Here is an 11,866-nt window from a genome sequence, read left to right on the forward strand (position 1 = left end):
ATAAATTCGGACGATCTTTTGCGCAGCTTTCCCGCTGGGCTTGGCAAACCCGTTTGCCGCTTCATGAACTTGGCATTGCGCGGGCGGCTGTCGGATGCCATTGCCCTGCAACAGGTGGCACCGCCGGGGCAATGTCCGGCGCCGTGCCGTGAAAAGGATGGATCGTGGGCCAGCCCCGACGCATGAGAGTGACACCCAAATGGAACAGCCGAACCTGCCTGAAGGGCTGCCGGACGACATCGAAGCCAAAAAGGCAACCGCGCAGGCCTGGTTCGAGGTATTGCGCGATCGGATCTGCGGCGTTTTTGAGGAGATCGAGGCTGAATTCGGCGAAGAAACCGGGCTCGCGGCCGGCCGCTTCGAACGCGCCGAATGGTCGCGGGAGGGCGATGGCGGCGGCGGCCTGATGTCGATGATGCACGGCCGGGTGTTCGAGAAGGTCGGCGTCCACACCTCGACGGTTTTTGGCGAATTCTCGCCGGAGTTCCGCAAGCAGATCCCCGGCGCCGAGGAGGATCCGACCTTCTGGGCGTCCGGCATCTCGCTGATTGCCCATATGCGCAATCCCAATGTGCCGGCGGTCCACATGAACACTCGCATGGTGGTGACGACCCGGCAGTGGTTCGGCGGCGGCGCGGACCTGACCCCGACGCTCGAACGGCGCCGCACCGACGACGATCGCGACACCCTCGCCTTCCACAAGGCGCTGAAGTTCGTCTGCGAACGGCACGGGGATGTCGCCGATTACACCCGCTTCAAGGAATGGTGCGACGAATATTTCTACCTGCCGCACCGGGGCGAGGCGCGCGGCGTCGGCGGCATCTTCTATGATTGGCTGCACTCGTCCGAGGAGCAAGGCGGCTGGGACGCCGACTTCGCCTTCACTCGCGACGTCGGCAAGGCGTTTCTGGTGGTCTATCCGCACATCGTGCGCCACAACGTCGTCCAGCCATACACCGAGGCGGATCGGGAGGAGCAGCTGATCCGCCGCGGCCGCTATGTCGAATACAATCTTCTCTACGATCGTGGCACGCTGTTCGGCCTCAAGACCGGTGGCAACGTCGCCTCGATCCTGTCGTCGATGCCGCCGATTGTGAAGTGGCCCTGACTTGTAATTTTTTAACGAAATGTAAAGGTGTTTCATTGATTCGGCGTTTCGCGAATCGTATGTGTAGCTGATCAGGGAGGATCGTTCATGTACGAACTAGACTGTGCCGGCATCATTCCCGGCTGCCATCGTATCATCCGCGCGGAAAGCCAGGCCGAAGTGGTCCGGCGGGCCGTCGTCCAGGCCAAGCAACTCGGCGTCGATCGGATTTCACTGACGATGCTGGATTCGTTCCGGATGAAGACCCAAGAGCTGTTGAACTAGGCCGCTCGGTTTGGGCCGTATGAAACTGCGAAGCGGGCCGACGGCCCGCTTTTTTGTTGGGTGGACTGTGATGTCCCGGCTCTCTCAGAGCCGGGACATCAACGCCTCGCTGTCGAGTACGAAACCGCTCTCGGCCCAGAGCCGGCGAAGCCGGTTCAGCGCCTCGCCCATGTCGGGCCCCGGCGCGATGCCTGCCCGTTTCAGATCCTCGCCATCGACCGGAAATTCCGGCGGGTCGAAGCGTTCAGCCGCGGCCAACTGGCGAGTCAGCGTCGCGACCGCGGTCAGCGATTGCGGCGTCGTTTCAGCCTTGATCCGCGCCGCCGCGAGGCCCAGGCGCAACCGGTCGATGATCGACGATCGATCGCCAAAATAAAGCCGGGTGCGTAGCGCCGCCTCGCTCTCGTCCGGCCGCACCGGCTCGGCGTGGGCGAAGGCAACGATGCGGTCGCGCTCGGCGTTGGAAAAGCGCAGCCGCTTGGCCATTTCGGTGAGCCGCGCGGCATCCGGCGGCACGATGGCTGCCAGCCGCAGCATCGGATCGGCATCCCAGCCGAAGGCCCGCTCGGCATCAACCAGCGGATGAATGGCGTCGATGCCCCAGCGTTCGGTCTCCGGCAAAACGGCCGTCAGCACCCCTGTCTGGCGCATCCATAACAGCGCGCGCGACGGGTCGGGCGCTGAAAGGAGCTTGCGCAATTCCGACCAGATCCGCTCCGGCGAAAGCCCCACCAACCCGTCCTTCAGCCGCGTCGACGCCCTGATTCCTTCGGCGTCCGGCCGGCCCTTGCCGTAAAAGGCGAAGAACCGGAAAAATCGCAGGATGCGCAGATAATCCTCGCGAATGCGTGTCTCGGCGTCGCCTATGAAGCGCAGCGTCTGGCTGGCGATATCGGGAATGCCGCCCACGAGGTCGACGACGGTTCCATCCGCCTGGCAATACAGCGCGTTGATGGTGAAGTCCCGACGTTCGGCGTCGGCCTGCCAGTCGCGGCCGAAGCTGACGGTGGCGCGGCGGCCATCGGTTTCGATGTCCTTGCGCAGCGTCGTCACCTCGTAGGCCCGCTTGGGCGTGACCACCGTCACCGTCCCGTGCTCGATGCCGGTCGGCACGGCGCGGAAACCGGCCGCCTCGACGCGCCGCACCGTCTCTTCGGGAGCGGTGGTCGTCGCCACATCGACATCGCTGACCGGCTGATTGAGGATCCAGTTGCGCACCGCACCGCCGACGACGCGCGCCTCCTCGCCATCGCGCGACAGCGCCGACAGCAGTGATTGCAGCGACGCGGACGTCAGCCAGGACGCGTCGATCGTCGTCACGGTCATGCATAAAGCCTTTCGTAGAGGGTACGGATGATGCCAGCGGTGACGCCCCAGATGAAGCGCTCGCCGAAGGGCATCACATAGTAGCGCCGCTCCGTGCCCTGCCAGATGCGGCTTTCCTGGCTGTGATTGGCTTCCGTCATCAAGAATTCGAGCGGCACCTCGAACACGTCCTCGACCTCGGCCGGATTGGCGAGGAGACGGAATCCCGGCCGCACGATCGCGACGACCGGGGTGATGCGAAAGCCGGAGGTGGTCAGGTAGCGCGGCAATTGGCCGATCGGCTCGACATGGCCCGGATCGAGGGCGATCTCTTCGGTACTTTCGCGAATTGCCGCAGCTTCCGGCGAGGCGTCTTCGGGATCGACGGAGCCGCCCGGAAAGGCGATCTGGCCGGAATGTTTGCGCAGATGGTCGGCGCGCTTGGTCAGGATCACCGTTGCGCCGTCCGCGTGCTCGACGACAGGAACGAGAACCGCCGCCTCGCGCGCCTCGGCCCGCTCCATCAGCTGGACGAGATCGGGATTGAGCAGATGGTCGCCGTATTCACGGGTTTCCTCGGCGATCCACCCACGCCGTTCCATTCGCGTGCGCATATCGGCGGCGGTATATCGGGGTTGATGTGACATGTTTCCTGGCATCGTCGTCATATGTCGTGCGCCTCGGCCGGGATGTCGAACAGAGCGCCGCCCGAACGGACGCCATGGCGGCCGCTACCCTCGGCCACCGGCTCGATGAAATCGGCAAGCTCGAACGCCAGTGCCCGTGTCAGCCGCGCCTCCAACCGGCCACGCACCGTGACATAGGGTCGAAATTCGCCGTTCTTGCCAATGGCGAAGCGCAGCGGGTGTTCGATATCCCCTTCGACGACGTCGCCGACATTGGTGCGAAAGGTCAGGACCGGTTCGCCGTCCCTGACTTCCCGGCTCATTTCGACCGCGTGAAAGTGTGCGTCCTCGACGCTAATCCCCAGCTTTTCAACCGGCGTCACGAGATAGGTCCGGCCATCCTCGTCCTTGCGCAGCACGGTGGAGAACAGCCGCACCAAGGCCGGCCGGCCGATCGGCGATCCCATATAGGTCCAGCTTCCGTCGGAGCGGATGACCATGTCGATGTCGCCGCAATAGGCCGGATTCCACAGCTCGACGGGCGGTGCTCCCTTGCCGGCACGCTCGGCGCGGGAGATGAGTGCCGCAAGGCTGATGCCGCCGGCATTCGATGTCGCCTCTTGCATGTTTCTCCCCTTCCGCGGCAATCGGTCCCATATAGGAGCCGGTCTTATTTTGGCCGGGCTTCGCAGTCACGAAATAGTTGCGGGCGTCCTGCTTGCCATGAGCGGCGGGAGCCGTTTCCATGTTACGATTCCGCCGCGGCTACGCGCCCTCCCCGACGCGGCGCCCAGCGACAATTCCTCGACGGAGAACTCCTGATGACGATGATGCAGCCCCAGGAGGCGACCCTCAGCAACGACGCGGTCATCGCCATGGCGGAAACCGCGCTCGCCGATATCGCCAAGGTGCGCGAGTCGGTCGGCCGGGTCATCTTCGGCCAGGAAAGCGTCGTCGAACAGAGCCTCGTCGCCATTCTCGCCGGCGGCCATGCGCTGCTCGTCGGCGTGCCGGGCCTTGCCAAGACCAAGCTCGTCGACACGCTCGGCGTCGCCCTTGGCCTCGACGCGCGGCGGATCCAGTTCACGCCGGATCTGATGCCGTCGGACATCGTCGGCACCGAGGTGATGGACCAGGACGAGACCGGACGCCGGTCCTTCCGCTATGTGAAAGGGCCGGTCTTCGCCCAGCTCCTGATGGCGGACGAAATCAACCGCGCCTCGCCGCGCACCCAGTCGGCGTTGTTGCAGGCGATGCAGGAATATCACGTCACCGTCGCCGGGGAGCGCCACGATCTGCCGGCGCCGTTCCATGTTCTCGCCACACAGAACCCGTTGGAGCAGGAGGGCACCTATCCGCTGCCCGAAGCCCAGCTCGACCGCTTCCTGATGCAGGTCGACGTCTATTATCCGGATATCGCGGCCGAGCGCCGCATTCTGTTGGAGACGACCGGCAACGACAACCAATCGGCCGAGGCGGTGATGACCGCCAAGCGCCTGCGCGAAATCCAGTCGCTAGTGCGCCGCATGCCGGTCGCGGAGAGCGTCGTCGAGGCGATCCTTCAGCTCGTGCGGTCCGCGCGTCCGGGCAATGGCAACAGCCACGCCGATACGCATGTCGCCTGGGGTCCCGGCCCGCGCGCGTCGCAGGCGCTGATGACCTGCGTCAGGGCACGGGCGCTCTATGACGGGCGCCTCGCGCCGTCCATCGACGATGTCATGGGGCTGGCCGAACCGATCCTGCAGCACCGCATGGCGCTCAACTTCTCGGCTCGCGCCGAGGGCATGAGCGTGCGCGAGGTCATTGGCGCGCTGAAGCGCGATGCGGCGTAAGGCGGCCGCAGGCATGCCGATCGGCTCACCCGTCGAACTCACCAAAGCGCCGGAAGCCCTCGTGCGGGCACGCCAGCGCGCCGCGCTGATGCCAGACCTTCTGGTCGAGGCACGGCGCGTCGTCGCGACGGTGATTTCCGGCTGGCATGGTCGGCGCCGGCGTGGCGTCGGCGAGAATTTCTGGCAGTTCCGCCCCTTCGTCGACGGCGAACAGGTTTCGCGCATCGACTGGCGGCGCTCGGCCCGCGACGACCACGTCTATCTGCGCGACCGCGAATGGGAGGCGGCCCAGACCGTCTGGCTGTGGGCCGATCCGTCGCCGTCGATGCGCTACCAGTCGAAGGGCGCGACGGTCTCGAAGGAATCCCGTGCGCTGGTCATCATCCTCGCGCTGGCGGAAATACTGGCGCGGTCGGGCGAGCGGATCGGCTATCCGGGGGTCATCGACCCGATTTCGGCGCGCAACGCCGCGGAGCGGATCGCCACCGCGCTGCTCAACAGCCGGCCGGACGATCCGTTCCCGCCCGACGACCGGCTGAAGCGCTTCACCGAACTCGTCATCGTCAGCGATCTTCTCGACCCGGTCGACGACCTCGTCGCCCGTATCGACCGCCTGGGCCGACGCGGCATCAAGGGCCACGTGATCATGGTCGCGGACCCGGCCGAGGAAGTGTTTCCGTATGTCGGGCGCACCGAATTCCGCGATCCGGAGACCGGGGCGAAGCTGACCGCCGGCCGCGCCGAGACCCTGCGCGACGACTACACCACGCTCTACAAGGCGCGGCGCGAGCACATCGCCGAACATTGCCGGCGGCTTGGCTGGAGCTTCATCGCCCACCGCACCGACCGGCTGGCCTCGGAAGCGCTGGTCGCCGTCCACGGCCGGCTGAGCGGCGTGCCGCAGGTCATGGGACCGCGATCGAAGGAACCGGCGGCATGATCGGCGGCCTCGCCCTGTCCTTCGGTGCGCCGCTGGTGCTGTTCGGACTTCTGGCGCTACCGGTGATCTGGTGGCTCCTGAAGCTGACCCCGCCGCGTCCGCAGACCGAGACCTTCCCGCCGCTGCGGATCTTGCAGGAGATCCTGAAAAGCGAGGAAACGCCATCGAAGAGCCCGTGGTGGCTGACGCTGCTGCGGCTGCTGCTGGCTGCGCTGATCATTTTCGCGCTCGCCGCCCCGACGCTGAACCCACGCGAAAGCCAGCTGTCGGGCGACGGGCCGTTGACGCTGTTGGTGGACAATGGCTGGGCGAGCGGCAGCGACTGGGACGCGCGGCGCGCGGCGGCCGAAGGCCTGATCCGCGAGGCGGGCGACGCCGGCCGGCCGATTTCCCTCGCCTTCACGGCGGAAGGCCCGAGCGACGACGCGACACCGGTCGAGGCGGCAACGGCGCTCGAAAGGCTGGCCGCTGCAGCACCGCACCCGATCCCCACCGACCGCGCAGCGGCGGCCGAACGCATGGCGACGGCGCTCGCCGGCAACAGCGCGGGCTCGCTCGTCTTTCTCGCCGACGGGCTGGACAGCGCGGAGACGGCGTCGGCGGCGCGGACCCTGGCGGCGCTCGCACCCAGCCAGGCGATCGTCTATGCGCCCGGCATCGAGGGGCTCGTCGGGCTGACCGGCGCCGACAACTCGACCGAAGCGCTGGTCGTCACAGCCGTGCGGCCGGCCGGTGGCACGGAAGCGAGGACGTTCGCCTTGCGTGCCGTCGACGCGCAGGGCCGCGAGATCGGCCGCGCGCCACTGGAATTCGCCGCCGGTGACAGCGCCGCCGAAGCGCGCTTCGCGATCCCGGTGGAACTGCGCAACGACATCGCGCGGCTGGAAGTGGACGGGGCGAGCGACGCCGGCGGCGTGCGGCTGGTCGACGACAGTTTCCGGCGACGCCGGGTGGCGCTGGTGTCGGGCGAATCCGCCGACGTCGCGCAACCGCTGTTGTCGCCGCTCTACTACATCACTCGCGCGCTGGAGCCCTACGCCGACCTCGTGCGGCCTGACAGCGCGGACCTTGCCGAGGCCATTCCATCGCTTCTGGAGCGTCGGCCCTCGGTGGTGGTTCTGGCCGACATCGGCGTGCTGCCCGAGACGGCCGAAATCGCCCTGCAAAAATTCGTCGAGGACGGCGGCTATCTGGTGCGCTTCGCGGGGCCGCGGCTCGCCGCAACAACCGGCGAAGATCCGCTGGTGCCGGTGCGGCTGCGCACCGGCGAACGCCAGCTCGGCGGGGCCATGTCCTGGTCGGAGCCGCAGAAGATCGCGCCGCTGGCGCCAGAAAGCCCGTTCGCGGGGATCAAGGTTCCCGACGACGTCTCCGTCACGCGGCAGATCCTGGCCGAACCCTCCGTCGACCTCGCCGACAAGACCTGGGCGAGCCTCGTCGACGGCACGCCGCTCGTAACCGCCGAGTCCCTCGGCGCCGGAACGATTGTGCTCTTTCACGTCACCGCCGAGGCGACCTGGTCCAACCTGCCGATCTCGGGCGCCTTCGTCGACATGCTGCGCCGGATCGTCACCCTGTCGCGGGCGAGCGCGAACACCACCGACGGGCAGACGGCGGCCGACAGTCTGCCGCCTTACCGCGTCCTCGACGGCCAGGGACGCCTCGTGGGCCCCGGCGCCGACGTGCAGCCGCTTCAGCCCGTCGCGGAGGGCTTGCCGCCGGTAACGCTGCAGAACCCGCCGGGCCTTTACGGCACCGAGGACGGCTACATTGCCCACAATCTCTTGCCGGCGGGCACCGCACTGAAGCCCCTGCCCCCGCTCGATCTCGGCGCGCCTTTGCAGTCACGCGGCTATGGCGGCGAGGACGCCGTCGATCTGACGCCGTGGCTGTTCGCCGCCGCGCTGGTGTTGTTCGCGCTCGACGCACTGGCGCTGTTGTGGCTGAACGGAGCGTTCTCGCGGATTGGAACGACACTCGCCAAACGCCGCTCGGCCGCGCTGCCGGTGATCGCCCTTGTGGCGGCCGTGGCGCTCGCCGCTTCCATTGACCCCGGACGGGCACAGACTGCCGAGACCGGCGCACCGGCCTCGATCGACCTGCCCTTCGATGTCGAAAAGGCGATCGAAGCCACCGAAACCACCCATCTCGCCTATGTCGAAACCGGCGATGCGGCGACCGACGACATTTCCCGCGCCGGCTTGTCCGGACTGAGCCAATACATCGCGGCGAAGACCGCGCTGGAGCCGGGCGATCCGATCGGGGTCGACATCGCCGCCGACGAACTCGCCTTCTATCCGATCATCTACTGGCCGATCGATCCCGCCGCGCCGATGCCGGATCAGGCGGCGGTGAGCCGGATCGACGCCTATATGAAACAGGGCGGCACCGTGCTCTTCGACGTCGCCGACGACACGCTGGCGGGCCTCTCCGGCGGCGGCGTCTCGGCTGGCCAGCGGCGGCTGCGCGATATCCTGGCCGATCTCGACATCCCGCCGCTGGAGCCGGTTCCCTCGGATCACGTGCTGACCAAGGCATTCTACATCATGAGCGACTTTCCGGGCCGGCACACCGGGTCCGACCTGTGGGTGGAATCGCTGGTGCGCGACGCGGGCGGGGCCTCGCGGCCGGCGCGCGGCGGTGACGGCGTCTCCTCGATCATGATCACCGCCAACGATCTCGCCAGCGCCTGGGCGGTCGACGCACGGGGCCTGTTCCTGTTTCCGACGGATTCGTCCGACCCCTCGCAACGCGAATACGCCTACCGGGCGGGGGTCAACATCGTGATGTATGTGCTCACCGGCAACTACAAGGCCGATCAGGTGCATGTGCCGGCGCTCTTGGAAAGGCTCGGCCAATGACCTGGTCGATCGATTTCGCGCCGTTCTTCTCCTGGACGGTGATCGCCATCCTGGCGGTGCCGGCGGTGCTTTTGGCGCTGGCGCTGATCTTTGCCCGAATGCGCGGCGCGGTGATCCGCATCCTCGCCATCGCCGCACTATTGCTGGCGCTGCTCAACCCTGTCGTCCTGCGCGAACAGCGCGACCCGTTGAAGAGTGTCGTCGCGCTCGTCCTCGACCGCAGCCAGAGCCAGACCATCGGCGAGCGCACAGCGCAGACCGACGCGGCCGAGGCGGCGCTGAAGGCGAGTCTCGCCCGCTATCCCGAGTTCGAAGTCCGCACCGTCGAGGCACGATCGGGCAATGCGCCGTCCAGCGACGCGACCACCGCGCTGTTCGGCGCGCTCGCGGGCGCGCTCAAGGACGTTGCGCCGGCGCGGGTGGCCGGCGCGATCATGGTCACGGACGGCCAGATCCACGACATTCCGGCCGAAGCGCAGGCGCTCGGCTTCAACGCGCCGGTCCATGGCCTCGTCACCGGCCGGCCGGACGAGTTCGACCGCCGCATCGAGGTGACGACCAGCCCCCGCTTCGGTCTCGTCGACGAGGACCAGCGCCTGCGCTACCGGGTCATCGAAGAGGGTCCGAAAGCCTCGGACGCGCCGGTCGAGGTGCAGATATTCCTCAATGGCGACCTGATCGCCCGCGAGCAGGTCCGCCCCGGCAGCGAGGCCGAATTTACCTTCCAACTGCCGCGGTCAGGCAAGAACATCCTGGAACTCTCCGCCGCGCGTGATCCCGACGAGATCACCCCGGTCAACAACCGGGCGATCGCGGTCGTCGACGGCATTCGCGAGAATTTGCGGGTGCTGCTGGTTTCCGGCGAACCGCACGCGGGCGAGCGCACCTGGCGCAACCTGTTGAAGTCGGATGCGGCCGTCGATCTCGTCCATTTCACCATCCTGCGCCCGCCCGAAAAGCAGGACGGCACGCCCATCGACCAGCTGTCGTTGATCGCCTTCCCGACCCGCGAACTGTTCGTCGAAAAGATCGACGATTTCGACCTGATCATCTTCGATCGCTATCAGGAGCGCGGCGTGCTGCCGGCGCTGTATTTCGACTACATCGCCCAATATGTCGAAAACGGCGGGGCGATGCTGATCGCCGCGGGGCCGGAATATGCCGGCAACGAAAGTGTCGCGACCACGCCGTTGCAGGCGGTGCTGCCGGCGATGCCGACCGGCGGCATCGAAAAGAAGGCGTTCTATCCGCGAATTTCCGACCTCGGCCGCAAGCATCCTGTCACGCGGAACCTGCCCGGCTCGAACAGCGAACCGCCCGACTGGAGCCCTTGGTTCCGTTCGATCGACGTCGGCGAACCCAAGGGCGAGACGGTGATGAACGGGCCGGACGGCAAGNGAACAGCGAACCGCCCGACTGGAGCCCTTGGTTCCGTTCGATCGACGTCGGCGAACCCAAGGGCGAGACGGTGATGAACGGGCCGGACGGCAAGCCGCTCCTCGTCCTGAACCGGGTCGAGGAAGGCCGCATCGCGCTGCTTCTGTCCGATCACGAATGGCTGTGGTCGCGCGGCTTCGAGGGCGGCGGCCCGCATGTGGCGCTGTTCCGACGTCTGGCCCATTGGCTGATGAAGGAACCCGAATTAGAGGAAGAGGCACTGGACGCCGAGGCGCGGGGCTCCGACCTTCTCGTCACCCGCCAGACGATCGGCGAGCAACCCGGTCCCGCGACCGTTTTGACGCCATCCGGCCAAGCGCTCAGTGTGCCGATGATCGAGGTCGGCGCCGGCCGCTACGAGGGCGTGCTGGAGACCGACGAACTCGGGCTTTTCCAAGCTGCCAATGGCGACCTGCGCGCTCTGGCCAATGTCGGCCCGGTCAATCCGCGTGAATATCGCGAAGCGATCTCGACGACGGAAAAGCTGGAACCGATCACTGACGCGACGCGCGGCAGCGTCCGCCGGCTGACCGGGGCGTCCGGCGACATCGACGTCCCGCGCATCGTGCCGGTCAGCGGCCGCGCGGATGCCGATGGCCGCGACTGGATCGGGCTGCGGAAGACCGAGGAGACCGTGCTCAGGGGCGTCGACCGGACACCGCTGTTCGCCGGCTTCCTCGGCCTGGCGGTGCTGCTCCTGGCACTCTCGGCGACCTGGTATCGCGAGGGGCGGTAGCGGGGCGGGCCAATCTCACTCTCGCCACAGATGGCGGAAAATTGACTCCAAACGACTGCTTCTGCTTACCCCGCGAAATGCCGCACGGCGAGCGACACTGTGGCTGCGATAATCACATCAATGGCGTAATTGAGAGCGTTCTCGGCGATTTTTTTCGAAAGATAGGAGAATGCAGGCCTTACCATTCCCAGCCAAAGATTCGGATCGATTTCACGAACCTTAAGCAGCATGATGGCCGCTTCCAATTGCATGAGGTTACGCTCGGCCTCGTCACCTCCCTCCACCATGAACAGATTATTGCTGCGAACTTGTCGCACAATCTCACTAAGATTTTTCCTGATTTCGACGATATCTTCACTGTCGGGATCTATGGCTATAGTCACCGGCCCTGCCGAGTTAATACGTCCATCAAGTACGTTGGGTCCATCCAACTGATCGCCGAACTCCAAGGGGCGACCCTGCCCTTCATTGCCACCGGCTCCCGTAAACGCCTCTTCTGGCTCCTGTTCGCCAACTACAAAGTGCCGATTGGCAGACAATCCGCCCCCATACTCCGAAGTGCCGTAATTGCCGCTTCCGAAGGACGCCGGCGGAACGCCCGTGCCGGAGGCAACTGCTCGCTCACGTATGGCTTTTTGAACATCCTCTAAGCTCGACTTTGGCCATTTTGAGCGGGTTTTCGCTCAAGCGTGGATCCAGAAATCCGGCTCGGCGGCGATATAGTCGAGAGCCTTGTCGAGCGGCATCGTGGCGATGC

General features: G+C 66.3%; 9 protein-coding genes and 1 pseudogene. 6 read left to right on the top strand and 4 right to left on the bottom strand.

The window, feature by feature from the left end; translation table 11 throughout:
• Positions 1 to 199: 199 nt before the first annotated feature.
• Positions 200 to 1,108, top strand: coding sequence for an oxygen-dependent coproporphyrinogen oxidase (hemF, locus tag VQ045_RS16595; protein WP_327622990.1), 909 nt, complete (start codon positions 200 to 202; stop codon positions 1,106 to 1,108).
• Between the two features lie 87 nt (positions 1,109 to 1,195).
• A complete protein-coding gene (locus tag VQ045_RS16600) occupies positions 1,196 to 1,372 on the top strand; it encodes a DUF1059 domain-containing protein (RefSeq protein ID WP_327648038.1) in 177 nt (58 codons plus the stop codon).
• A gap of 84 nt (positions 1,373 to 1,456) precedes the next feature.
• Here VQ045_RS16600 and VQ045_RS16605 read toward each other — a convergent pair whose 3' ends face one another.
• From VQ045_RS16605 to VQ045_RS16615, 3 genes are read right to left on the bottom strand one after another with little or no spacing between them, the layout of a single operon-like run.
• Positions 1,457 to 2,698: a CCA tRNA nucleotidyltransferase gene (locus VQ045_RS16605; RefSeq protein WP_331830894.1), complete on the bottom strand. Its 1,242-nt coding sequence runs from the start codon at positions 2,696 to 2,698 to the stop codon at positions 1,457 to 1,459.
• Positions 2,695 to 3,324, bottom strand: coding sequence for a CoA pyrophosphatase (locus VQ045_RS16610; RefSeq protein ID WP_327648036.1), 630 nt, complete (start codon positions 3,322 to 3,324; stop codon positions 2,695 to 2,697). Before VQ045_RS16610 ends, VQ045_RS16605 begins: the two co-directional genes overlap by 4 nt.
• 17 nt (positions 3,325 to 3,341) lie before the next feature.
• On the bottom strand, positions 3,342 to 3,929 hold the full coding sequence (locus VQ045_RS16615; protein ID WP_327626180.1) for a DUF1285 domain-containing protein: 588 nt from the start codon (positions 3,927 to 3,929) through the stop codon (positions 3,342 to 3,344).
• A 195-nt stretch (positions 3,930 to 4,124) separates the two neighbouring features.
• Here VQ045_RS16615 and VQ045_RS16620 point away from each other — a divergent pair, with 195 nt between their 5' ends.
• The 4 genes and pseudogenes from VQ045_RS16620 (at position 4,125) to VQ045_RS16635 (ending at position 11,109) form a co-directional block, all read left to right on the top strand.
• Complete coding sequence (locus VQ045_RS16620; RefSeq protein WP_331830895.1) at positions 4,125 to 5,135, top strand: AAA family ATPase; 1,011 nt, start codon at positions 4,125 to 4,127, stop codon at positions 5,133 to 5,135.
• A 13-nt stretch (positions 5,136 to 5,148) separates the two neighbouring features.
• A complete protein-coding gene (locus tag VQ045_RS16625) occupies positions 5,149 to 6,075 on the top strand; it encodes a DUF58 domain-containing protein (protein ID WP_331830896.1) in 927 nt (308 codons plus the stop codon).
• Positions 6,072 to 8,936: a DUF4159 domain-containing protein gene (locus VQ045_RS16630; RefSeq protein WP_331830897.1), complete on the top strand. Its 2,865-nt coding sequence runs from the start codon at positions 6,072 to 6,074 to the stop codon at positions 8,934 to 8,936. The genes VQ045_RS16625 and VQ045_RS16630 overlap by 4 nt, the downstream gene beginning before the upstream one ends.
• A pseudogene (locus VQ045_RS16635) lies at positions 8,933 to 11,109 on the top strand (hypothetical protein). The gene VQ045_RS16630 and the pseudogene VQ045_RS16635 overlap by 4 nt, the downstream one beginning before the upstream one ends.
• Positions 11,110 to 11,174: 65 nt before the next feature.
• On the opposite strand, the gene VQ045_RS16640 reads toward VQ045_RS16635, so the two are convergent.
• The gene (locus VQ045_RS16640; RefSeq protein WP_331830898.1) at positions 11,175 to 11,648 is read right to left on the bottom strand and encodes a hypothetical protein; all 474 of its coding nucleotides are present in this window, start codon (positions 11,646 to 11,648) and stop codon (positions 11,175 to 11,177) included.
• Positions 11,649 to 11,866 lie beyond the last annotated feature (218 nt).

The organism is Aurantimonas sp. E1-2-R+4, assembly GCF_036549515.1.
Lineage (GTDB): Bacteria > Pseudomonadota > Alphaproteobacteria > Rhizobiales > Rhizobiaceae > Aurantimonas > Aurantimonas coralicida_A.

Coding starts and splice junctions, on each gene's coding strand:
- hemF (WP_327622990.1), top strand. CDS start 200: ATGGAACAGCCGAACCTGCCTGAAGGGCTGCCGGACGACATCGAAGCC.
- VQ045_RS16610 (WP_327648036.1), bottom strand. CDS start 3,324: ATGTCACATCAACCCCGATATACCGCCGCCGATATGCGCACGCGAATG.
- VQ045_RS16630 (WP_331830897.1), top strand. CDS start 6,072: ATGATCGGCGGCCTCGCCCTGTCCTTCGGTGCGCCGCTGGTGCTGTTC.
- VQ045_RS16615 (WP_327626180.1), bottom strand. CDS start 3,929: ATGCAAGAGGCGACATCGAATGCCGGCGGCATCAGCCTTGCGGCACTC.
- VQ045_RS16600 (WP_327648038.1), top strand. CDS start 1,196: ATGTACGAACTAGACTGTGCCGGCATCATTCCCGGCTGCCATCGTATC.
- VQ045_RS16605 (WP_331830894.1), bottom strand. CDS start 2,698: ATGACCGTGACGACGATCGACGCGTCCTGGCTGACGTCCGCGTCGCTG.
- VQ045_RS16625 (WP_331830896.1), top strand. CDS start 5,149: ATGCCGATCGGCTCACCCGTCGAACTCACCAAAGCGCCGGAAGCCCTC.
- VQ045_RS16620 (WP_331830895.1), top strand. CDS start 4,125: ATGACGATGATGCAGCCCCAGGAGGCGACCCTCAGCAACGACGCGGTC.